This is a genomic window from Granulicella cerasi, assembly GCF_025685575.1.
GTDB lineage: Bacteria > Acidobacteriota > Terriglobia > Terriglobales > Acidobacteriaceae > Granulicella > Granulicella cerasi.
In genome coordinates, this window is record NZ_JAGSYD010000001.1 from 1217643 (window position 1) to 1240688 (window position 23046).

At 61.9% G+C, this 23046-nt stretch carries 21 protein-coding genes; 4 read left to right on the forward strand and 17 right to left on the reverse strand.

Annotated features, from left to right (window positions below; genetic code table 11):
* Positions 1-40: 40 nt before the first annotated feature.
* Genes OHL11_RS05050 through OHL11_RS05070 form a run of 5 tightly spaced genes read right to left on the reverse strand, consistent with a single transcriptional unit; the run spans position 41 to position 4175 of the window.
* Entirely contained in the window at positions 41-1045 is a 1005-nt protein-coding gene (locus OHL11_RS05050) for an outer membrane protein assembly factor BamD (protein WP_263370383.1), read from the reverse strand.
* Between the two features lie 54 nt (positions 1046-1099).
* Positions 1100-2074, reverse strand: coding sequence for a threonine ammonia-lyase (locus OHL11_RS05055; protein ID WP_263370384.1), 975 nt, complete (start codon positions 2072-2074; stop codon positions 1100-1102).
* Positions 2071-3300: a dienelactone hydrolase family protein gene (locus tag OHL11_RS05060; protein ID WP_263370385.1), complete on the reverse strand. Its 1230-nt coding sequence runs from the start codon at positions 3298-3300 to the stop codon at positions 2071-2073. The genes OHL11_RS05055 and OHL11_RS05060 overlap by 4 nt, the downstream gene beginning before the upstream one ends.
* Before the next feature lie 5 nt (positions 3301-3305).
* The gene (locus OHL11_RS05065) at positions 3306-3683 is read right to left on the reverse strand and encodes a hypothetical protein (protein ID WP_263370386.1); all 378 of its coding nucleotides are present in this window, start codon (positions 3681-3683) and stop codon (positions 3306-3308) included.
* A gap of 9 nt (positions 3684-3692) precedes the next feature.
* The gene (locus OHL11_RS05070; RefSeq protein WP_263370387.1) at positions 3693-4175 is read right to left on the reverse strand and encodes a vitamin K epoxide reductase family protein; all 483 of its coding nucleotides are present in this window, start codon (positions 4173-4175) and stop codon (positions 3693-3695) included.
* A gap of 72 nt (positions 4176-4247) precedes the next feature.
* Here OHL11_RS05070 and OHL11_RS05075 point away from each other — a divergent pair, with 72 nt between their 5' ends.
* Positions 4248-6248 carry a M3 family metallopeptidase gene (locus OHL11_RS05075; protein WP_263370388.1) on the forward strand — a complete coding sequence of 667 codons (2001 nt, stop codon included), beginning with the start codon at positions 4248-4250 and terminating at the stop codon, positions 6246-6248.
* A 103-nt stretch (positions 6249-6351) separates the two neighbouring features.
* Here the strand turns inward: OHL11_RS05075 and aroE are convergent, their stop codons facing one another.
* Positions 6352-8355: a shikimate dehydrogenase gene (gene aroE, locus OHL11_RS05080; RefSeq protein ID WP_263370389.1), complete on the reverse strand. Its 2004-nt coding sequence runs from the start codon at positions 8353-8355 to the stop codon at positions 6352-6354.
* A gap of 427 nt (positions 8356-8782) precedes the next feature.
* Between aroE and pgeF the strand changes: the two genes are divergently transcribed.
* Positions 8783-9631 carry a peptidoglycan editing factor PgeF gene (gene pgeF, locus OHL11_RS05085; protein ID WP_263370390.1) on the forward strand — a complete coding sequence of 283 codons (849 nt, stop codon included), beginning with the start codon at positions 8783-8785 and terminating at the stop codon, positions 9629-9631.
* A 66-nt stretch (positions 9632-9697) separates the two neighbouring features.
* On the opposite strand, the gene OHL11_RS05090 is transcribed toward pgeF, so the two are convergent.
* The 6 genes from OHL11_RS05090 to sppA form a co-directional block, all read right to left on the reverse strand.
* A complete protein-coding gene (locus tag OHL11_RS05090) occupies positions 9698-11470 on the reverse strand; it encodes a hypothetical protein (RefSeq protein WP_263370391.1) in 1773 nt (590 codons plus the stop codon).
* Positions 11458-12267 carry an ABC transporter ATP-binding protein gene (locus OHL11_RS05095; protein ID WP_263370484.1) on the reverse strand — a complete coding sequence of 270 codons (810 nt, stop codon included), beginning with the start codon at positions 12265-12267 and terminating at the stop codon, positions 11458-11460. Before OHL11_RS05095 ends, OHL11_RS05090 begins: the two co-directional genes overlap by 13 nt.
* Before the next feature lie 119 nt (positions 12268-12386).
* A complete protein-coding gene (locus OHL11_RS05100) occupies positions 12387-12716 on the reverse strand; it encodes an HU family DNA-binding protein (RefSeq protein WP_263370392.1) in 330 nt (109 codons plus the stop codon).
* A 24-nt stretch (positions 12717-12740) separates the two neighbouring features.
* The gene (locus tag OHL11_RS05105; RefSeq protein WP_263370393.1) at positions 12741-12872 is read right to left on the reverse strand and encodes a hypothetical protein; all 132 of its coding nucleotides are present in this window, start codon (positions 12870-12872) and stop codon (positions 12741-12743) included.
* A gap of 128 nt (positions 12873-13000) precedes the next feature.
* Entirely contained in the window at positions 13001-14905 is a 1905-nt protein-coding gene (locus OHL11_RS05110) for an NHL repeat-containing protein (RefSeq protein ID WP_263370394.1), read from the reverse strand.
* A 448-nt stretch (positions 14906-15353) separates the two neighbouring features.
* Positions 15354-16358, reverse strand: coding sequence for a signal peptide peptidase SppA (gene sppA / locus OHL11_RS05115; RefSeq protein WP_263370395.1), 1005 nt, complete (start codon positions 16356-16358; stop codon positions 15354-15356).
* A gap of 254 nt (positions 16359-16612) precedes the next feature.
* Here sppA and OHL11_RS05120 point away from each other — a divergent pair, with 254 nt between their 5' ends.
* Positions 16613-17473 carry a dolichyl-phosphate beta-glucosyltransferase gene (locus OHL11_RS05120; protein WP_390235690.1) on the forward strand — a complete coding sequence of 287 codons (861 nt, stop codon included), beginning with the start codon at positions 16613-16615 and terminating at the stop codon, positions 17471-17473.
* Positions 17474-17583: 110 nt separating this feature from the next.
* Positions 17584-18513 carry a proline dehydrogenase family protein gene (locus OHL11_RS05125; protein ID WP_263370396.1) on the forward strand — a complete coding sequence of 310 codons (930 nt, stop codon included), beginning with the start codon at positions 17584-17586 and terminating at the stop codon, positions 18511-18513.
* Between the two features lie 128 nt (positions 18514-18641).
* Here OHL11_RS05125 and OHL11_RS05130 read toward each other — a convergent pair whose 3' ends face one another.
* The 5 genes from OHL11_RS05130 to glmM form a co-directional block, all read right to left on the reverse strand.
* A complete protein-coding gene (locus tag OHL11_RS05130) occupies positions 18642-19289 on the reverse strand; it encodes a DUF3106 domain-containing protein (protein WP_263370397.1) in 648 nt (215 codons plus the stop codon).
* Positions 19290-19408: 119 nt separating this feature from the next.
* The gene (locus OHL11_RS05135) at positions 19409-19882 is read right to left on the reverse strand and encodes an anti-sigma factor family protein (protein WP_263370398.1); all 474 of its coding nucleotides are present in this window, start codon (positions 19880-19882) and stop codon (positions 19409-19411) included.
* Between the two features lie 141 nt (positions 19883-20023).
* Complete coding sequence (locus OHL11_RS05140) at positions 20024-20719, reverse strand: RNA polymerase sigma factor (RefSeq protein ID WP_263370399.1); 696 nt, start codon at positions 20717-20719, stop codon at positions 20024-20026.
* A gap of 226 nt (positions 20720-20945) precedes the next feature.
* A complete protein-coding gene (locus tag OHL11_RS05145) occupies positions 20946-21656 on the reverse strand; it encodes a DUF3800 domain-containing protein (RefSeq protein ID WP_263370400.1) in 711 nt (236 codons plus the stop codon).
* A 35-nt stretch (positions 21657-21691) separates the two neighbouring features.
* A complete protein-coding gene (gene glmM, locus OHL11_RS05150; RefSeq protein WP_263370401.1) occupies positions 21692-23041 on the reverse strand; it encodes a phosphoglucosamine mutase in 1350 nt (449 codons plus the stop codon).
* Between the last annotated feature and the right edge of the window lie 5 nt (positions 23042-23046).

Here is a 23046-nt window from a genome sequence, read left to right on the forward strand (position 1 = left end):
TGATTCTAACGGAGCGCCGCGCCCCGGAATATGACACTTCTTAGTCGCGGTCGCTACCGTAGATGGGAATGTTCTGCGCGACGCGGAAGGCGAGACTCTGCGCGCGCGCCGCGTACTCCGACTGCGGAAACGCCTTCGAGAGCTGGTCGGCGATCTCCTGGCAGTCGTGCTTGGCCTGCTCGGCGCGCCTGGTCTGCTCGTCAACGGTGTACATCGTCACAAGCACGCCCTGCCGGTAGGCCGCGTTGTAGAGCGCCTCGGCGGTCTTTGGCCCGAGCGGGAACTGGTTGGCGTACTTGATGTACAGGCCGGCCTCCATCTCCGGGCACTTCGGCAGGCCCTGCCAGTCGCCGCACAGCTTGTTGTCGATCAGGTCAAACGCCGCCTTCGCTGCCTGCGGCGAGTTGGGATACTGCTTCATCACGCGCTTCAGGTCGCCTTCGAACAACTGTGGCCGCAGGTACGCTTCCTGCTCATGCGCGCTGGGCAGCGTGCTGATGTCCGTCTTGTCGAGCTGCCAGCGAATATCTGCGGAGCGATACGCCGCCTCGGCTGCCAGCGGTGACCGCGGGAAGTAGTCGGCCACGCGCTGGTAGAGCCAGTGCGCTGCCGCGGCAGCACCCTTCGGCGGATGCGGCAGCATCGCCTGCGCCTCAAACTCCAGCGCCGCGCCGTAAAGGATGTTGTCCCCGTTCGGCGTGCCCGGGCTGACGATGCCTTTGTCGCGAATCCAGCCCGTTGAAGGATCGGGATGTACGCCGGGGTCTTCGATCTCCGGCGCTGCGTCGGGATCGGCCTTGTCGGCGCTGTCCGTGTTTGCAAAGACGTTCACCCACGCGCCGTTGCGCGCCACGACCACCACTTCGTGCCCGGGCGTCACCTGCGTCATCGGCGAAGTCCCGCCATCGGCGGTCACGTAGACGTTCGCGGTATGCAGCACCGTCGCACGCGCGGCAAGATCATAACCGGCGAGGTCCTGCTTCTTCTTCTGGGCGAACATGGCCGTGGAGCAAAGCAGCAGGGCAATCGCGACGGTGGTCTTCATGCGGTCCTCGGGGAGTAGCTATCTCTTCGTTAGACGGTGAATCGTCCTCGACCGTTACGCTGTCATCTCCGCGCGCAGCTTCGGGTCGATGTTGCCCCCGCTGACGATTGCGATGAGACGCTCGGCGGGCGGCAGCTCCTCCGTGTGGAAGAGCGCAGCGGCCAACGTTACCGCACCTGAAGGCTCGGCCACAATGTCGGTCGTCGTCAAGAGCAATCGCAGAGCCTCGCGCAGTTCCTCTTCCGTGATCGTGACGATGCCGTCGGTGAAGCGCAAAATGTGCTCGAAGTTCTTAGCGCCCAGCGACTGCGTGCGCAGCCCGTCGGCAAGCGTGCGCGTCGTTTTCTCGGCGGGCCATTCGACCAGCGACTTCGTGCGAAAGCTCTCGGCGGCATCGCCCGCAAGCTCCGGCTCGCAACCCCACACCTGTGGCGCTGTCCATCCGCGTGCTTCGCTGGCCAGCTTCACCCCGGTAGAAACTCCCGAGAGCAGTCCGCCGCCGGACACCGGCGAGAGCAACAATGTCTTCGCCGCTTCTTCAGCGGTCAAAGCGTTCACGATCTCCACGCCGCACGTAGCTTGCCCTGCGATGATGCGCTCGTCATCATACGGAGGAACGACCGTGTAGCCGTGTTCGGCAGACAGCTCTTCCGCTTTGAGCTTGCGTGCCGCGCTCGCCGTGCCGACAAAGACCACCTCCGCGCCCAGCGCGCGCGTAGCCTCCACCTTCACCTGCGGTGCATTGTCTGGCATCACGATCACGGCTTTCGAACCCAACGCACGCGCCGCATACGCAACGCCCTGCGCGTGGTTGCCGCTGGAGTACGTGATGACGCCGCGCCGCAACTGCTCAGGCGTGAGCTGCGCGATCATGTTGTACGCGCCGCGCAGCTTGAAGCTGCCGATCGGCTGCTTGGATTCATCCTTCAGCCAGATGCGCTCATTGAAGCGTACGAGAGGCGTTTCCACCGCGACTCCGTGGATGCGCCTCTGCGCGCCTTCGATCTCCTGCAGTGTGACGAAACTCACTCTTCCTCCGCATCGGCAAGAATCATGCCGAAGAAATGCACCAGCCGCAAGCGGTCGCCTGCGCTGGGCGCGTGTCCATCCAAATCCAGGTGCGAAAGCACCGGCGAGATCAGCACGGCGCGCAAGGACTCGCTCGGAAGCTCCGAGGCCATCCACTGCGTCTCCGCCGCGGGGATGATGTTGTCGCCTTCGCCGTGTAGCAGATACACAGGCGTCATCAGCGTCTTCAGGTGCCCGTCCGGACTGACGCCGGCCATCTCCAGCACATGCTTCAGCTCGGCCTGCGTCAGCATCCGTCGCGTGTCCGGTGAGGTCGTGTCGAGCAACTGCTTCGCCTCGGCACGCTGCGCGTCGCTCATCTGCGCGAGCGCGGCGTTCTCCGCATCATGGTCTTCGTACAAATGCGCGCGCAGCAGCCGGCGCATGGCTTCATGGTCTTGCGCGGGGACAAAGTCCTCCACATGCTCGTACTCGAGCACCAATGCGCCGTACTCATGCGGCGGCAGCAGCTCAGTCTTGCCGTCCGGCATCGTATCTTCGCCGGTGCGGTAATACGAAGCCACGCGCGACATCGCATCCTGCGAGCCTACGGCGACGACGAACTTGATGCTCGGCCGATACGCCGGGTCGGCCGCTGCGAGCAACGAAAGACCGCCCGAGAAGCTCAACCCCATCACCGAAACCGGTCGGCCGCCGCTCTGCTGCGAAAGCCACTTCGCCGTTTCACCGATCGTCTCAATCGAGTTCGCACCGACGTGATAGTCCTTGATGTCGGGCAGCTCCGGCGTCAGCACGCGCAGGCCGCACGACGCGATCGCCGACGCAAAAGCCACGAGCCGCGGCTCGTTCATGCCGAGATGGTGCACGCCATGCAGCACGAGAAACGCCGGCGCGTCGGGCTTCCCGACGGGCTCATACATCCGCGCGGCAACAGGGCCATTCGGTGTGTTGATCGTCACCTCGCGCGTTATCACCTTCGTGCTCACCACGCGTTGTACGAGCGGCGGCACAGGTTGGTTGCCCACCAGGTCGAGCACCGCAATGGCCTGCAAGTGCGCACGCGTCGTGGGCCACACCGCGATGCCAAAGCACACCAGCGCGACGAGCAACATCACCGCCGCGATGAGCCGGCGCTGCGTTTTGCTGCGTTGCTTCCTCTCTTGTTTGCGGTGAATGTCGTCGGCGATGCGTTGTACGCCGCCAAGCTCGCTTGCGTGTTCGCGCATCCGCGTTATCGCCTCACCAGCAGAACGATCATCATGACGACAAGCACAACGGTCATCGCAAAGGACATCGCGACCAGCACACGCAGCGAAGCCACTTTGTTTTCGAGACCCGCAATGCGTTCTTCGGTCGCCACCAGCGCCACGCGCGCGGTACGCACTTCGCTCACGGCGAGATCGATGCGCTCGCTCTGCTCGTTCATCTGGCGATAAACGCTCTCATGCGCGTGCAGCGTCTTGCTCACTTCGACACGCAGCGCGTCAAGGGAGTTGCGTGTCTCTTCGTCGTTGCCACTACGCGACTGCAGGAAGCGGTCGGCCATCGGCACCAGTCGCGAAACATGGGGCAGCAATTCAAGCAGTTGAGGAATCAACTTGGGCCACATAGACGCCTCCTAGGCGACAACGAAACGCTTGCGCATGCGCCACTGCATCCACGTGCCCACGAGGCACAGCGCAACAATCGCCGCGATCAGACTCTGCGACCACACGCAGTAGATGCACCACTTCTGAATGACGAAGGCCTCCAGGTAGCTGAGCACCGCTGCGCCGCCAAAGCCGATCTCCGCCACCTGCAGCGTCAACCAGAACGGAGCAAAGAGCGCCAGCACCGCGATGGCTGCGTAGCCGATGATGCCGAGCGTTGCCACCGGAACGTGCACCGCTTTGCTCGTAGCCGGATCTTCTTCGAGCGACTGCGCAGGGAAGACCGCATAGCGTGAGTGGTTCACCGAGCCGCAGTCCCACTTTTCGCTCACCGCACAGGGCGGCGCCATCGACGGGTCCTGCTTATGAATGCGCAGCGCGAGGAAGGAATCCACCATGCCGCCCAGGGCGATCAACGCGACGAGAAAACGCAGGAAGCGCAAAGCTGTCATGCGCTCCATTGTAGAGTCCCGCGCGGCCGTTCGTGCATCCTTACACTAAGAAGCGAAGGAGTTCCGCCACCGATGGAAGCAATTCAAGACACGCTGCACCTCTGGGCCAACGAAGCGAATGCCGATGCCGCCAAGGCCTGGGTGGAGCATCATCTGAGCGCCGCGCGCGAGCTCGTCGCCGCGCTTACCGCGGAGACCGCGCCGCGCACGGTCGCCAACACGCTCGAGCGCTACGACCGCGCCTGCTGGCATCTGCGCATGGCCGGTTCGCAGGCGCATGTGATGTTCATGGTGCATCCGCTGGCCGCTGTGCGCGACGCCGCACAGGAGCTGTCGCAGGTCGTCTCCGCAGAAGGCGTCGCATTGTCGTTGAACCGCGATGTCTACGACGCGCTGGCGGCTGTTGACGTCTCGCAGGAGGACGAGCGCACGCGTTTCTTCGCCGACCGCGCTTTGCTTGGCTATCGTCTCGCCGGTGTCGACCGCGACGAGGCCATACGCATCAGGATCGGCGAGATCTCTGAGAAGTCCACGATGCTGGCGATGCAATTCAGCCGCGCCGTGCAGGACGACGTCCGCACCATCAACGTCATCGACCCCGAGCAACTGCGCGGCCTGCCCGCCGACTACCTCATGCGCAAGGGCGTCCTCGAAAACGACGGCAAGCTGACCGCCGAAGGCCCGGTGACGATCACGACCGATCCGCCTGATCTCTCGCCCGTCATGAGCTACGCTGCTTCGCGCGAGCTGCGTCGTGAGCTCTACCTCGCCTACAACGGTCGCGGCTATCCTCAGAACAAGCAGGTGCTGCTCGACCTGCTGGCGCTGCGTCAGGAGCTCGCCGAAGTCCTCGGCTTCCGCTCCTATGCCGACCTCGCCACCGTGGACCAGATGATGGGTTCGGCGGCGAAGATGCGCGAGTTCCTTGCCTCTGTCGAAGCTGTTGCGCGCCCTACGGCACAGGTGGAATACGCTGCGCTCGAGAAATTCGTTGCTGCGCAGGACGCCGCCGCGCTGCCGCTCACGCTCTCCGACGCACGCTTCTGGGAAGAGCAGTATCGCCGCGCGCAGTATGACTTCGACTCGCAGTCCGTGCGTCCGTACTTCCCCTACGAGCCGGTGCAGCAGGGCATCCTGCGCACCGCGGGCAAGTTCTTCGCCGTGCGTTTCGAGCGTGACCTCGCCGCCAGGGTCTGGGATCCGAGCGTCGAAGCCTACTCGGTCTTCGACGAAGCCGAAGGTGCGGACAAGACGCGGATCATCGGCCGCATCTACCTCGACATGCACCCGCGCGAAGGCAAGAGCAAGTGGTTCTCGGAGTGCTCGCTGGTCGGTGGCCTGCTTGGCACCGCGTTGCCCGAAGCTTCGCTCGTCTGCAACTTCCCACAGCCCACCGCGGAAGACCCCGGCCTGATGCAGTATGCCGACGTCGTCACCTACTTCCACGAGTTCGGTCACCTGATGCACGAAGTGCTCGGTGGCGCACGTCAGCGCTGGGCATCGCAGAGCGGCATCGCCACCGAGGGCGACTTTGTCGAAGTGCCCTCTCAGATGCTCGAAGAGTTCTTCGAAGATCCCGAGCTGCTACGAACCTTCGCGAAGCACTACGAGACCGGCGAGCCGATCCCGTATGACGCGGTCGCTCGCATGACGCGTGCCGCTGCACATGGTCGCGGGCTCTCCACCTTAACGCAGGTCATGTACGCGACCTACTCCATGGAGACGCACGATCGCCGCGCCGCAGAACTCGACCTCGACACGCTGTTGCGCGATGGCTATGACCGCTTCTCGCGCTACGAGTTCGTCGACGGTAACCGCATGTACGCCGCATTTACGCACCTCATCGGCTACACGTCGAACTACTACACCTACCTCTTCGACAAGGTGATCGCGCTCGAGTTCTTTGCACAGTTCCCGCAGGGCGAGATCGGCGGCACGACGGCGTTGAAGTATCGCCACGAGGTGTTGGAGCCCGGCGGCTCGAAGCCCGCAGCCGATCTGGTGAAGGCGTTCCTTGGTCGCGAAACCAGCATGAACGCGTTGCAGGCGTATATCGAGAAGTCCGTCGAATAATCCTCGCAACACTGAAGGACAGAAGGGCCGCGAGCATCACTCGCGGCCCTTCTCTTGTTTGTCATTCCCTTGGTGCGTCGGCGTCTCGCCGACGCGATGGGCGTTACCGCTTACCCGTTTTCTTCGCGACAGCTTTCTTGGCCGGGGCTGCGGTCTTCGCTACGACTTTCTTCGCCGGGGCCTTCTTGGCAGGCACGGCCTTCTTCAATGCGGGCTTTGGTGCAGCCTTCACCGCGACCTTGGCGGGAGCCTTCTTGGCGACAACTTTCGCGGGCGCCGGCTTGGCCTTGGCCGCGATCTTGATAGGCGCAACCACTTTCCCGGCAGCTTTCACCGGAGCCGGTTCAGGCTTCTTCGTGGCAACCTTCGCCACAGGCGCAGCAGGCTTCGCCGCGACCTTCGGCGCTTCCACCTTCTTCGCTGTACCCTTCGCAGGAGCAGACGCCACGACCGGCGCAAGGGTCGCTGGGGGCGGCGCAGCGGCAGCCTTCTCCGCAGCTACGCTCGCCGTCATCACCTTGGTCGCCGAAGCCGTCGGATCGATGCCGCCCTCCGCCGTTTCGTGGCCCTGGCGCAACGCATGAACGATCACACGCAGCATTTCTTCGGTCGGCGCAGGCTTGCCCGTCCAGATCTCGAACTGGCGCGCACCCTGCGTGACAAACATCTCCACGCCGGTGATCACGGGCAGACCCTTCGCGCGCGCCATCTTCAGCAACGGCGTGTCGATCGGGTTGTAGACCGTGTCGAAGAACAACCGAGCGTTCAACTCTTCCGGCTTCAGCACGTTTGTCAGCTTGTTGCCGAGCATGCCCGCGGGCGTGCAGTTGATGATGACGTCGAAGCTCATCTTCGCCAGCTGCTCGCGCTTGATGACCTTCGCACCCGACTGACGGGCCAGCTTTGCCGCCGTCTCCGGCGTGCGGTTCAGGATGGAGACCTCCGCACCCTTGTCCGCGCAGCCAAAGACTGCAGCACGTGCTGCGCCACCGGCGCCGAGCACCAGCACCTTCGCCCCGCGCAGCTGCAGACGACGCTCCAGCGGGCCGACAATGCCGGCGACATCCGTGTTGAAACCGTAGAACTTGCCGTCCGGCATCCGCGCGATCGTATTCACCGCGCCGATCTTCTGGCTCAGGGCATCGGTGCGTTCCAGGTGCTTGATCACATCCTGCTTCAGAGGCATCGTCACGCTCAGGCCGTGGATCGGCACCTCGCGCATCACCTTGAAGAGGTCATCCACATCGGTCGCGAGCAGCGCCATATACACGGCGTTCACGGTCTCGCGGCGGAAAGCGGTGTTGAGCATCAGCGGCGACATCGACGCGCTGACGGGATTGCCCGCCACGCCGAAAACCTTGGTGGCCTTATCGATCAGCTCAACGCGGTAGGTCTCGATCAGCGTGCGCGCGGCAATCTGGCCGGGTGCGGTCGCTTCATCGGCTACCGCGGCAGCGAAGGTAAACGCCGAGCCGGAGCGCAGACCCAGCACGCGCGACAGGATGCCTGCTTCGCCCATGCAGATACCGATCACCGGCACCGAACCCTTGTCCTGCGCGCTGTCGAGGAAGCGCAGCATGGCGATGTTGTCGGAAAGCTTCTGCGCCGTCGGCACGACCTTCATAAAGTCGGGCTCGTAGACGGCCATGCGCTTGTAGAGCGCATCGAGGTCGGTCGTGCGCTTGAAGTCGTGGTGACTGATCATCACCGTCGCCCCGGTGGAGCGCAGCCTGCTCACGGCGTCCTTCGGCAGTTTCTCGGCGGCCTCCAGTTCGAGATCGATGATCTGGAAGCCAGCCTGGCCAGCCTTCATCAGGATGTCGAAGGCCTGGCTCGGCGAACCGGTAAACTTACCGCCAAAATCCTTACATCGGCAGGTGGCAACGACGACATCCGCTCCGTGCGTCTCCAGCCACGCCTTCATCGCGGGCAGGGCAGCGGCGGGCTTCGGCAGATAATCCAGCCGGAACTCCAGCAGGCTGGTTTCGGCTACGGCCACGTTGGCTTTTTGCAGGATTTCGTCGGCGGTAGCGCCCGTCAAGGCGACGCACAACTTGCCCAGGCGCGAACGCAGAAGGTGGGAGGCGATTTGTGTCTCTGTGCTCATGCTTTAGTGGTTTGCAGTTTCGTACAATCGCGGTATCGTAACGCTGAACTCGAGCCAATGCAAGCACTAAGCGCATTTGACGGCTTCCGCGAAGCGCGGCACCAAGGGTACGTCGCTTCTCGCATCACACCCATTAAGTTGACTCCCACAAAGGTGTTAGGGGCGTCCATCAAAGTAGGAAACTCGAGTCAGCGCACAAAAATTAACACAGTTGTAAAACTTTCCACCGCGAAGAGGCATCTACTACAAGTAACTGAGAGGCATTTCCAAACTGTCCTACCTTTTGTAGTAACCCCTATTTGTCCAGCTTTTTGGACCCATTCACACAATCCTCAGTTTTTTCCTCCCCCTATATGCCTCTCGTGGCCCCGCATGAAAGCGGGGCCAAAATTCTTAAGCCACCTTTTTCGCCGGTAGACTGTCCCCTGTGACTGACTCCGCGAACATCGCTGCTGACATCGAATGTGTCCCCGGCTGGGAGAAGTTTCCCTGGCTGCGCGCTGGCTTCTCGACCCGCCTGCGAGGCGTTTCTACTGTCTACAACTCACACGGCATCGGCGAGCTCAACCTCGGCTGGACCGCCACCGACACGCAGGAAGCGGTCGAAGAGAATCGCCGCCGCTTTCTGGCTGCGGTGAACGATGGCAGCGTCGCGGAACTCGTTACCATCGGCCAGACGCATACGGACGTTACGCAGATCGTCCGCGCTGGGCATGGCAAGCTGTCCACGGACACCGGACGTGCCACGCTCGAGGGCGACGGCCTGGCAACCGCGCTGCCGGGGCTGATGCTCGGCGTACAAACCGCCGATTGCACGCCGGTGCTCGTCGCGGATGTCGAGAAGCGCGTGGTGGCGGCCTTCCACGCCGGCTGGCGCGGCACGGCGGCACGCATTGTGGAGCAGGGGATCGCTCTCCTGGTGCAGGAATACAGTTCCCGGCCGGAGGATATGATCGCGGCGATCGGCCCGGCGATCGGAGCTTGCTGCTACGTCGTCGGCCAGGACCTCAGAGACCAATTCGACGAGCAGTTCCCCTATGCGGGCGATCTCTTCCGCGAGATCGATGGCATACCCGCGCCGCAGTTTCATCTCGATCTGCACGAGGCCAACCGCCGACAGCTACTCGACGCCGGTCTCATGCCGCAACAGATCACCGTTCTCGGCGAGTGCACCGCCTGTACGAGAACGCCAACGGGCCAGCGGAAGTACTTCTCCCATCGCGACGAAAAGGGCTTCACCGGTCGCATGATCTCGGCGATCGGGATTACGGGATGAGGGAATCCAGCAAACCCACATCTGCAGAGGCGCAGACGTGGGTGCCGGCCTGTTGAACGGTGTTGCTTAGCTCTTCTTGCCCAGCTCTTCAAACAGCGCATCGCGACGTTCGAAGGCATAGGCGTCCATTTTGCCGAGGTTCTGCCAGTAGATGAATCCTGCGACCACCGCGAGCGCCGCGAGGATCAGCGGCATCAGCCAGCCGAAGCCGCTGAAGCGCGCCAACTGCATCAGCGACCAACCCACTGCCGCCGAAAGCAGCAGAATGCCCATGCTGATGAGCGCGCTGACGCCATTCGCCTGCTTCTGCGCAGTCTTTTGCAGCTCGATTCTCTTCGGGCTGCTGATCGAGCGGTAGTTGCCGACGGTCATCTCCACCGCCAGCGTTGCCAGCGCCCATAGGACGGAGCTCAAGAGCATCACGGGGCTCGGCGCGCCGATCAGGTACGCGATCAGCGCGATGACGGCGATCATCTCGATCGCCGCGAGGATCGCGTTCAGCAGATTCTTCGCCAGCAGGACATCTCGCATCTTCACCGGCGCCATGAAGTAGAACTGCGTGCCCGTGCCGTCAAGGCCGAAGGCGTTGTAGCTGATCGGCACGATGCCGAGGAGTGCATACGAGAGCGCTGCCGGATAGACCCACTCCGATGACGTGTTCGACGTAACGCGCCCGGCAAAAAGGAAGACCATGACCAGCGGCGCTACGATGCCGTAGAGGATGCCCATGTTGCGGCGGAGGTAAAGAAACTCCTTACCGAGGATGGCCTGAATGGCTCCGACCGGACGCCCCTGCACGGCAGTCGTCGAAGGCACGGTTCTCGACGCTACACGCTGCTCGGTGTTGACGCGCTTCGGCGTACGAACCGCGTTCGCGACGTCGCTCAGGTTCTCACCCGCGAACTCTGCCTTCATGCGCAGGCCAAAGATCGCGAGGAAGAGCGCGCCGTAGAGCACTATCCCCGCCTCTTCCATGACGGCCTTTGCGGGCTGGCCGTTCGCGCTGGAAGCGACGGAATCTCCCATTAACCCCGGAGGCAGCAGACGGAAGTATGGACGCGCCTTGTCCCAGTAGAGCAGCGCGCGGCTCGCGGTCGGGGAGGGCTTCTCCGGCTCGGTAACATGCGTCATGCCCAGCTCGACACTGTCCGGCGTGGTGCTCGTCGCGTGGTGACGATGATGGCGACCGTGGTTGCGGTCCATGTTGTAGTGAACGTTCAGCCACTGCACGCTCATGGACGCGATGAAGATCAGCGCTGTGAAGACCTCGCGCGCGCGTCGCGTGGAGAGCCAGCGGTCCACCCAGGCGAAGACCATGCGCGTGAAAAGCAGATTGACGGCAGCGAAGAGCAGGGCTCCGACCAGCGCCACGAGCCACAGGTGTGCGTTACCCACGATGATACCCACCGCCGCTGCCAGCGACAGCACCACCACGAGCACATTGCCGGGGCTAATGATGCCAAAGAAGAGACGTACGAGCGCGTAGCGACCCACGGTCAGCGGAAAGCGGATGAGCTGCGTCGGATCAAACGTGGTGCCGGGCGAGCCGAGGTTGATGTTGATGAGCTGCGAGAGCACGAAGATGCCCCACATCATGCTCGTCACCAGGCCATACTTGCCTTCGCTCGCCGCATACGCGCAGGCGATGCCGATGCCCGCAGCAAGCCCCGCCGCGATCACCAGCGTCAGCAGGCCCACAAAGAGCCACGACAGGGCTTCGCTCTTGCCACCCTTGCGCCCAAGCATGTTGCGGAAGATGCGCCAGCGCAGCGTAATGATGGCGAGATACTGCGCCTTCGTCTGCTCTGCGGTCCACGGTGCGGAGGTTAGCTCAGCCATGACAGCTCGCCTTCATGTGCCGTATGCTCGGCGCTGTCCTTGCCCACCACGTTCAGGAATATCTGCTCCAGCGTCAGTCGCTCAGTCTGCGCGCCCTGCTCGGTCTGCAGCTTGGCCTGCACGCCTGCGCGCAGCTCTTCCAGTGATCCATTGGCCACAATATGGCCCTTGTCGATGATGGCGATGTGCGAGCACAGGCGCTCTACGATCTCGAGCACATGGGAGGTGAGGAAGATCGTGGCACCGCGTCCGATCATGCCCTGCAGCATCGACTTCAGCGTGCCAGCGGCGACGGCATCGACGCCCTCAAACGGTTCGTCGAGAAAGAGCACCTTTGGCCCGTGGATCACCGCCGCAGCGAGAGCGAGCTTCTTGCCCATACCGTGCGAGTAGTCCGCCAGCAGCTTCTTCGGCTCGTTGGCAAGGTCCATGAACTCCAGCAGCTCCGCTGCGCGCTGGCGCGTGGTTTGGCGGTCGAGCCCATACATCTGCCCCACGAACTCCAGATACTCCGTCGCGGTAAGTTTGCCGAAGAGCGCCATGCCCTCCGGCACGACACCGATCTGCCGCTTCACCTCGAGCGGGTTCGCGAAGAGATCGTTGCCCATGATGCGAATGGAGCCAGACGTCGGGCCGAGCAGGCCGGTCAGCATCTTGATCGTCGTCGACTTGCCCGCACCGTTCGGGCCGAGGAAGCCGAAGAACTGGCCCGGTGCAACTTCAAGGTCGATGTGGTCTACAGCGGTGAAGTTCTGGAAGGTGCGCGTTAGGCCCTGAGCAGAGATGGCTGGCGTCATGCCTACCAACATACGGCATCCCGCAACTCCCACCAATGGATTCGTGCTGTGGCGTTGCACAAACGACAAGAGCGACCTCGCATCGCAAGGTCGCTCTCTCAGGTGCTGCTTGATTCGGTCTAAACTTCTTCGGAAGGGGTTGCGGTAGAGCCGAGCGGCAAGGAACGCACGCCGCCGGGGTTGACCTGATCGCGCAGGTCTTTGCTCGGCTTGAAGAAGGGCACACGCTTTGCCGGTACATCGACCGACGCTCCCGTCTTCGGGTTGCGCCCGGTGCGCGAGTTGCGTTTGCGCGTGCGGAAGCTTCCAAAGCCACGTACCTCTACCTTGTCGTCAGCCTTCAGGGCTTCAGTGATGGAGGCGAAGAGGAGGTCGACGATGGTTTCGCCGTCCCGCCGCGTAAGGTCACCGAGCGCCACTACGTGGTCGACAAGATCGGCTTTCGTCATAGTCGTTCTACTCCCAAGCAAAGTTCAGTCGAGAGACGCGCTCTCGAGAAAAGCGGTGTACCGCGCAATGGTGGTCGTGGGGCCCATGAACTGCCAGCGTTCGTCCGGCATGGAGAAGTTACCAACGGTGCCGCGACGATGGGGTCGTACATTCATCTTGCGCTTTTCCGGCGGCATAAAGCAAATGGCCAACGCTGGCGGAGAAGGTAAAGCGCACAAAAGAAAGGCCCACGCAAAATGCGTGAGCCTTCAAGGTAACTACACCGAAGTTGCTAGACGGTGGTTTAGTACGAGGGGGCAGTTCCTGCAAGGGCCGCACCGCTGGCGATCTGCGCCGAAACCGGCGTGATCGTCGGGTAAGCCTGGCCCGGGAACAGCGTGAGGGTGAAGGAGCCTGGCGTGCAGCTCGTGGTGAGGCAGCCTGAGTTGGCGACCCAGATGTTGCCCTCGTTATCGACCGAGATGCCCTCCGGGTTCGTCAGCGTGTTGCCGTAGCTGCTGTTGTGGTTCAGCACATAACTGGTGAACTGACCGGCGCTGTTGATGTAGTTCGAGTAGGCGCGTCCGGTGCCGCTGTTCTGCGGAACCGAAGCGACCGAAGCCGTCTGGTTATACGCCAGCCACAAGGTGCCCGTACCATCCACCGAGATGCCGGTGGGACGGTTGTAGGTCTTGTTGCCGGCCATCGATGCGCAAGCACCGTTGCCGATGAAGCAGAGGCCGTCTACAGCGTAAGAGGCTCCACCGTTGTTGTAAGCCTTCACTCCGACCAGGTCACCACCAGTCCATGCAGACTGACCCGCGAGATCGTTCGCGAAGCCCTTCTGTGAAGTGGAGGTAGCACCACTGACAACGTAGTAGTCGTAGAAGCGGGGAACCGAGCTGTTGTAGCCGGTGAAGATCAGGTTGCTGCCGTTATCACTCGCAATGCTCTGCGGAATGTAGCTGGCGGCGATGCCCGAGGGGGATCCCGTGACGGTGTAAGCGGTGTGCGCGGAGTCGATCGTACCGAGCTTCGGAGCCGTTCCCACCATGGAGCCGATGCGCACCTGCGAGTTCGAGTCAATCGAAACCGCGTAGCTCGTCGAGTTCGCCAGTGTAAACACCGAGTACGTGGAGGGCGCCGTGGTATTGATGCCAGCCACCTTGGTGCTCTGCGTATCAGTGACCCATGCGTAGCCGTTGCCGTCGATAGCAATCTGCTGCGGATGCGTCAGGCCTGCGCCGTTGTACGGGCCGTTGAAGCTCTGGCTGGTGACATCGAAGTAGCCGATACCCACCTGGCCGGAAGCGTTCGACGGGAACCATACGCGGTTCGACGAGTCCGTATCGATCGTGGCGATGGTGTTGGTATCCACGCCAAGGCCGAAGGACGAAGTCGTGAAGCTGATCGCGAGGCTGAAGTCGTTCGGCTGCGTCGCGAGCGCGGCAGCGAACGCCGGCTGTGTGGGCGGGATCGCGAACAAAGTGCCGACATTCTGCGTCGGGTTCTTTGCGATCGCTACGGCCGCCTGCAGCGTGTCGTTCGGGCGCGAGCTATAGGTGGTTGCAGTGAAGAGCTTGCCGCAGTTCGAGGTCGCGTCCGAGGTGCCGGACTGGCCGGTAGAGTTCACGCAAGCTGCGAGGATGTTACCCAGCAGGCTGACCTTGGTGCTCTCGGTCGTCATCGTGCTGGTGCTCGGCATGGGGTTGCCGGTCGCTACATTGGCGATCAGCCCTGCCGTCGTGTTGCTGCCAAGCACGAGGCCGCGCGAGTACGTGACCACGCTACCGCTCGTAGAGGACGGTCCACCGAAATTGTCACCGGTAACGCCGCCGTTGCTGGCCGCTGTCGTGTAAGACGTGTTGAAGAAGTTTGCCAGCGCATAGGCTGCAGCGACGGTCGTGATTTCATTGATGTTTACGTACGACTGCTTGGCGTTCGTGCAGGTTCCGAGCACGGCTGCCAGGACAGCGTTCGGGTTCGACTGGCCAACGCCAGGGTCGCCGCCCGAAGAAAGCAGGTAAACGGGGGTGTTGCTCTGCGGGCAGGTGTACGCGCCCGAGGCAAAGGAGAAGCTGCCGGTGCTGTCGGTGGTGGTCGATGCAAGCAGCGTCGCTGCCGAACCATAGCCGCCCGTACCGTATTGGTAGACGCCGATGACGGAGCCGATGAGCGGCTGCTGGCCACCCATGAGACGGCCATTCAATTCTCCGGATGCGACGTTGGTCTGAACTTCATTCAGACCCATTCCGCAGCCAGTGAGAGCGAGGGCCAAGCCGCAGCCAAGAAGTCCTGAAATCGTCCGCAGTGGGGAAAAACGCATGTAGTTAGCCTCCAGTCGCCGTGGACTCACGTCGTGCTGTCGCTGGCAACTTATTTCTCACTTGTTCTTGTTTTCTTCAAGGAAGCAGAGAGACTCTTCCTTTGGACAAAGCTATTCACCAAATGGGGTATTGCATTCCGACACGGACTCAGAGTGTTAGAGAGTCGGAGAACATTCAGATGAGAACTTTCTTATCTCTATGATGCTTGGGTTTGTCCATTGTTGCCAGCAAAAAGTGTAGAAAAATCAGCAGTATTACCGTAAGGCCACAAAAAAGTCGTACCCGCGTGGGGTACGACTTTTGAAGTTACCGTGAGGTTACTTTTGCACGTTACTTCCACAGGAAGTAGAAACCCGGCGCCCGGTTCAAAAGCTGTGACGGCGTCGGAATCAGCGATTCGGCGTCGTCGTCGCCCGAGAGAAGGCCGACCAGGCCATGTTTGTCGCGGGGTGTCTTCACGACTTTAGGCTCGCCGGAGATGCCCGCCAGCTTTCCGGTAGCCAGCAATGCTTCGTGGTAGCCACCTTCGCTGTCGATGAGGCCGAGCGGAAGCGCCTGTTCGCCGGTCCAGACCTGTCCGGTGGCCAGCGGCTGGATTCTGGCATCGGTGGAGTGGCGGCCGATGGCGACGTCATGCACGAACTGCGCGTACATGTTGTCGACGAGGCCCTGGAAGTAGGCTTCTTCCTTCGGCGTCAGCTCACGCGTGGGATCGCCGGCGTCTTTCAGTTCGCCTTTGCTGATGGTAATGTTCTTCATCTTGGCCCAGCGCAGCAGGTCGCCGTAGTTGGTCCACTGCATGATGACGCCAATGGACCCAACGACCGAAGCCTGGTTGGCATAGATTTTGTCGCAGGCGGAAGCGATGTAGTAGGCGCCCGAAGCGCCAACGCTTTCTACGCTGGCGACGATCGGCTTATGCGACTCTCTTCGCACGCGCATCACGTCGTGGTAGACCTCTTGCGAGGCGGCAGCACCACCGCCTGGCGAGTTGATGCGCAGCAGGATCGCCTTGACGTTGTCTTGCTTGGCGAACTTCTCAAGCTGCTTGTCGATCTTGTCCGCGTCGAGGATGACGCCGTTGATCTCGACGACGGCCACGGCATCGCCGCCGCCAAAGCCGCTGGAGATCGAATTGTTCTCGCCCTCATGGCTTAGCGACTTAAACGCCGAGGCGAAGATCGCTGCGACGATGATGAAGACCACGCCGACGATTGCGATCGCGACCACAGCCCAGATCCAGCCATTACGACGCGGCGGCGGTAGCGCTACGTAGCCATAGGGTGTCTGCGGCGCTTGAGCGGGATATCCGTAGGGGGAAGGGGGCGGAGGCATGCTCGACATGTGCCGGAGTGTACCAGCCTTCAGGGGTGCGACCCAAAATCCCTGCGGCTGCTGGTGACCGCAAGGACGCGCGGGATGAAAAAGTTGTAACGTTTTGGAGACGGGATACGTCTGTGTCAGTAGAGACTCACGAAGGCCAAGCTCTCTTGCTGTGACGTATTATGGTTTGGTCGAAGGGCTGTCGCGTCTTGCTGGCAGCCTACTGATCATCACTTCTGGGCCCCTTGGATTTCATCAACGAGAGAATGACTGTGTCCTCCTCCAATCCGGACATGACCGAGCGTCCGCCGGCGCTCAGCATCGTGATCCCCGCGTACAACGAGGCCTTGCGCATTGAAGGCACGCTGGAGCGGGTGGTACTCGCCGTCGCGCAGCGACAGTGGGACGCTGAAGTGCTGGTCGTGGACGACGGTTCCAGCGATGAAACGGTCGAGATTGTGCATCACTGGATGGACCGCCATCACTGCATCAAGTTGATCTCCAACCTCGGCAACCGCGGTAAGGGCTTTTCGATCCGCAACGGTCTGCTGCAGGCACAGGGACGCATTGTGATGTTCACGGACGCCGATCTCTCCGCTCCGATCGAAGAAGCCGAGCGACTCTTCGAGGCGCTGGATGCCGGTGCGGACGTGGCGATCGGTTCTCGCTGGCTCGACAAGCAGCGCCAGATCGTTCACCAGCCTTTGTATCGCCGCTTCTTTGGCCGCTGCTTCAACATGGTGACGCGTCTGCTGATCGGCTTGCCGTACAAGGACACGCAGTGCGGCTTCAAGGCGTTCAAGCGCGAGGCGGCACAGGTGATCTTCCGCCTGCAGACCATCGAGCGCTGGGGCTTCGATCCGGAGATTCTCTTCATCGCCCGCAAGCTGAAGTACAAGATCGCGGAAGTGCCCGTGACCTGGGGACACGATGAGCGTTCGCGCATCTCGTATCTCAAGGACGGTCTGAAGATGCTGGAAGAGATGTTGCAGGTCCGCACGAACTCCGTCCGCGGTCGCTACGACGAAGCCATTGCCGCGTTCCGCAATACGTCCACGATGGTGACGCCGCAAGTGAGCGTGCGCACGCTGCTGAACGCAGCTGAGCAGGCCGAAGCCAAGCGCTAGCCGCTGCTGCGGATTCGTTTGATCGCACCCATACTCTGATCGCTTTCTTTCGCGTCGAGTGCAATCGCTTTCCTCAGGTTGAGCGTTCTGGCATATCCTGAGTGACGAACATGCTTCGATCGTTCTTCATCGCCCTTTCGACTAACGCCGCCCTCCGCAAGTTCTCTGAGAGCTCCTCAGTGGGGCGTCGTGTGTCGCGCCGCTTTGTTGCAGGCACGACTGTGGCTGAAGCCGCCGCTGTTGCTGAAGCCCTGAACCACGAAGGCATCGCCGTTACGCTCGACTGCCTGGGCGAGAGCGTGCTGCAGGTCTCGCAGGCTGAGGAGTCGGCCGCAGCCTACCAGCGGACGCTCTTCGAGATCCACGCTCGAGGTTTGAATGCCAACGTCAGCTTGAAGCTGACGCAGATGGGCATGGACATCGGCGGACCCGGAGCAGGGCCTGCGCTGGCCGAACGCATCGTCGGCGAACTCGTGGCGCAAGCCGCTACGGATAACAATTTCGTCCGCATCGATATGGAAGGCTCTCAGTACACCGAGGCCACCGTGCAGATGACCGAACGGCTCTACGCGCAGTATCCCGGATGCGTCGGTACGGTGTTGCAGGCCTACCTGTATCGCACGGAAGCTGATATGGAGCGGCTCTTCGCGAAAGGCATTCGCATCCGCCTGTGCAAGGGCGCTTACAAGGAAGACGCCGACAAGGCGTTTCCCGAGAAGGCGCACGTGGATGCGAACTATGTGAAGCTGATGAAGCGCGCGGTCACCTCGGGCGTCTACTGCGGCATCGCCACGCATGATGAGGCGATCGTCGATCAGCTTTGCCGGTTCGTGGAGTCAGGCGGCACCAGCAAGGACGCCTTTGAGTTCCAGATGCTCTATGGCATCCGCCGCGACCTGCAGCGCAAGCTCGTGCAGCAGGGGTACCGGGTGCGCGTGTACGTGCCCTTCGGCACAGAGTGGTATCCGTACTTCATGCGTCGGCTTGCCGAGCGCCCCGCCAACGTACTCTTCCTGATCAAGAACTTCTTCCGCAGCTAGAGAAGGGTGTAGGGGATAGCGTTTAGGGTGTAGCGTTTAGGGTTTAGAAAAGCGAAGCCGGAAGCGAGGTCACCTCCGCTCCGGCTTTTGTCTTCTAAACCCTAAACGCTACACCCTACACCCTCGCCTTACTGCGGCATGATCGGTTCCACCCGCATCAGTTCGTCAAGGCTCTGCCGTTGCTGTGGCGTCATGGGGCCGTACTGTCCGCTGCTGAGCGCGGCTGCACGCTGATTGGGTGGCATGGAACGTAGATCGCGGAATGCCCGCGACACCGTGCGGCGCTGGTCCGGCGGAAGAGCGCTCAACTGAAGCATAGCGGAGCGGAAGTCCGCTCGCTGCTGCGGCGACATGCGCTCCATCTGCTCGGCGCGGTTGATCATCCGCTGACGCTGGCCGGGGGCCATGCTGTCCAGCTGCGAAAGGCGATCGCGCATGCGTTGCTGCGTTTCCGGCGGCAGGTTGTGGAAGCCGGGCTCACGCCCGAGAGCTTCCTGCCGTTGCTGCGGCGACATATTGCTGTGGCTGTTCATCCACTCGTTCAAGTGCTGGCCGCGCAGCGAACCCGGCGCTTGCACCTGGTCCATGCCGCCTGCACGTCCGGGATTCGGGTTCGCACTCATGCTGTCGCGAGGCCCCATCGGCGCACCACGACGTTCACCGCCACCACCGCCGCGACGCATCCCTTGTGCAGCGAGCGTAGGCGCGAGCAACACGGTCGCCGCCAACACCAAAGTGCTGAGCATTGCGGGCCGGGTTGTGGCGCTGAACTTCATGGGCAATCTTCTGGCCCTGAGGCCGGTGTTTCTTTCAGAACGATGGCCTCATCCTACGTGGGAAGAGGCCATCGCTTCAAATCTCGGGAGTTCCAACAGTGCCTGGAAGTGACGCCGGACTAAGTGCTCGGCGCATCCGTGCTGTTGTCGTCCTGGTTGCTCAACAGTTGGTCCATCTGCTGCAGAGCGGTAGCGTTATTGTCGATGATCTTCAGATCATTGACCGTGGCCGAGGAGCTGGGCTGCGCCTGGTTGGAGTACAGCTCCAGCGCGACGCCACCACCGCAAAGCACCATGACCACGGCCAGCGCACCGGCAGCCATGGGGCGGAACGAGCGTCCCGCGGAGAACATCATCCAGGAGCGAACGCGCTCCATAAAGCTCTCCGGCTTGGCTTCCACCGCTTCGCGGAGTCGCGCGTGCAAGCGCGTATCGAAGTACGGCGTCGGCTCAGGCGCGGTCCATTCATTCATCATCGCCATCGTTGCCAGCAGATCGGCCCATTCCTGGCCACACTCGGCGCACTGCGCCATGTGCGCTTCAAACTCAGGATGCGCGGACAAAAAGCCCGGCTCGAGTAGAGCGTCTGCCATCAACGTTTGGGAAGTCTTGCAATCGATCATCGTGTTCATCATTTTCCTCCCGTTCTACGGCCGGGTCGGTCGTTGGTTCTTTCTTCTTTTGTCTGACGAGGGGAAACCTCATCAGGCCTCAAATCTTTTCTGCGTGCTGCGCTACACAAAGTCCTTCAGCTTCTCGCGCAACGTCTGGTAGGCGCGGAAGAGCAGGCTCTTCGTGGCGGACTCACTCAGTTTCAGCACTTCGCCGATCTGCTTGTAGTCCAGCCCTTCATACTTGTGCATCAACACGGCTGTACGCTGACGCTCCGGCAAGGCCATCACATGGTCGCGGATCGCCTTCATGCGCTCATCGCGCAGGATGTCGGCTTCCACGTTCGGCGTGTCGTCGGCCACGTCCGGCCGGGTGCCCGTTTCCGGGTCCGGATCGTCCAGATAAACCGTCTGCGCCGAGCGCTCGTAACGCGTGTCGCGAGCGTGATTTACGCCGAGGTTCGTAGCGATGCGATACAGCCACGTCGAAAACCGTGCCTCGGCGCGGTACGTCTCGCGCGAGCGATAGACGCGCAGAAAAACTTCCTGGGCCAGCTCTTCTGCCACCGCCTGGTTATGCACCATGCGGAACATGAAGTGGATGATCTGCTTGCGGTACTTGTTCAGCAGCACATCGAAGGCTTGCAGGTTGCCGGCCTTCAGCTCAAGCATCACCTCGGCGTCGTTCAGCTCGGAAAAGTCCCCGCGAGCTACCGCCGCGGCACGCTTTTTCGCCTGTTCCGGCGTCAGTTCGGTGATCACGGCTTCGCGTTCGCTTGCCGCTCCGATTTCTCCGGGATGGATGACCAGCGTGCCCATATCTTCCTCAACCCCGGATTTTTCGGCAGGTTGCGCCGCCTCCTCAATTTCTTCGGGGCGGGGCGCTGTCTCGTCGGGTTGGGGACGCTTGAGGGGCATCAGGGCAGATTGTATCGTCCCGTGGCGACTCCGGGCAGGACCTCAGGTGGTTCGATGTACCATTCCCCGCATGGAGATTCGCCACGGCTGAGTCCTGGGATTAGCGTGTCCTCTCGCAACACTTGTTTCAACTGCCCGCTTTTCTGACCGACTGATTCTCCGCGTGGAACGACCAGAAACTCGTAAGGGCTTTTTCATCCATGTCGGGCAGTACCAATAGGGACCCCTGATCTTGAAGAATTTGCATTGCCGTTGACGTGGCAGTTTGGTCAGTTCTCCAACCCTCTCCGGCCTTCCTGAGTTCCCCTGCGACTAGATCCGCCATTTGTAATGGAAGGCAGGTGGCATCATCCTCCATGAACAGTGAACCCATGAGCGATCCGGCTCTTGGATTCTTGTGTTTCAAAGACTCCCAACTCTCCGTCAAGTTGTGACCGTGCATCTCGCAGCTATCGCAGGTGAAATCGATCTCGCCCTCGTAGCCGGCATTCGAAAGCCCGTAAGCTAACAGCACGATGTGTAAGTGGTATGTAAGTAAATGTGGATCGCGAAGATAATGCTTTGGCAGGGGAGCGACTTTGCGGTGCCTTGAGAAATAGCCTCTGTCCAGGCGCATACCTACTGAGATCATTCCCGAATTTGCGATTGCACGCGCGAACTGCTCCAGCGAGGCGGGCCGTTGTCTGAAATGCCGATGTTTGAAGGGGCGATCTCCCGTCTTTCGAAGAGACCTCCATTCAGTCTCGGCCTTCAACACATCCCGTTCATTCCCGATCACCGCACCTACCGCAAAAACGCCCTCGGGCGCAGGATCAAAACTCTCGTCGAGATAGGCCATAAGCCTTGGCATGTGCTTCTCCATTTCGCGGCGAACTAGACGCCCAACTCCGCGCGAATCTCGTCCGCGATCGCCTTCGAGTGGCGCTGCATGGCCTCTTCGCTCTCGGCCTCGATCATCACGCGTGCCAGCGCCTCGGTGCCCGAATAGCGGATGACGACGCGACCCGAGTCCTTGAGCTCTTCTTCGGCGGCGGCGATGGCGGCGGCGATCTTCGGGAAGCCTTCGAGCGGCTTCTTCTCGCGAACCTTCACGTTCACGATCACCTGCGGAAAGTTCTTGAGGTCGGCGACGAGTTCGCCCAGCGTCTTGCCCGAGCGGTGCACGACGTCGAGCACCAGCAGCGCAGACATGAGGCCGTCGCCCGTGGTCGCGAGCGCGGGGAAGAGGATGTGGCCGCTCTGTTCGCCGCCCAGCGAGGCGTCGTTCTTTTGCATCTCTTCGAGCACATACTTGTCGCCCACCGGCGCGCGCAGCATCCCGATGCCGGAGCGCTTCAGCGCCGCCTCGAAGCCCATGTTGGACATCGTGGTGGCGACGACGAGGTCGTGCTTGAGCAGGCCGCGGGCCTTCAGGTCGCGCGCGCAGACGAGCATCACGGCGTCGCCGTTGATTACGTTGCCGTGCTCGTCGGCAAACATGGCGCGGTCGGCGTCGCCGTCAAAGGTGAAGCCCACCGATGCACCGCGCTCTTTCACTTCGGCGGCGACGATGTGCGGCTTCGTGGCACCGCAGTTCTCGTTGATGTTGCGGCCGTCGGGCGAGGCGTGTGTGACGTCGACGGTGCCCTTCAGCTCTACGAAAAGCTGCGGGGCAACGGCCGAAGCCGCGCCGTTCGCGCAGTCGATGACGACATGCTTGTTGTCGAGCGAAATGCCCGGCACGGCAGCGAGCAGGAACTCGATGTACTCGCGGCGGAAGGCTTCGTTCGCTTCGGGGAGAGCCGTGCCTTCCGGGCCCTGAGCCCTGGCCCCTGGACCCTCTGCCAGCACGGCGTCGATCTCGGCTTCAATGCCGAGTTCCACCGCGTCGGGCAGCTTGTAGCCGTCGCCGCCGAAGATCTTGATGCCGTTGTCCTGCCACGGATTATGCGAGGCGGAGATGACCACGCCTGCAGCGTAGCCGTGCTTGCGCGCGAGGAAGGCGATGGCTGGCGTGGTGATCACGCCTGCGAACTCCGCGGTGGCGCCGCCTTCGCTCAGGCCCGCGATCAGCGTCGCGGCGATCCACTCGCCGGACTCGCGCGTGTCCATGCCGAGCACAACATGCGCGCCTGCGCCGAGCTTGCGCGCCAGGGCCACGCCCACGGCGAAGATGGTGCGCTTGTCCAGCGGGGCCTCTCCTGCCACCGCGCGAATGCCGTCCGTTCCGAAGTACTTCCTCATGCTGT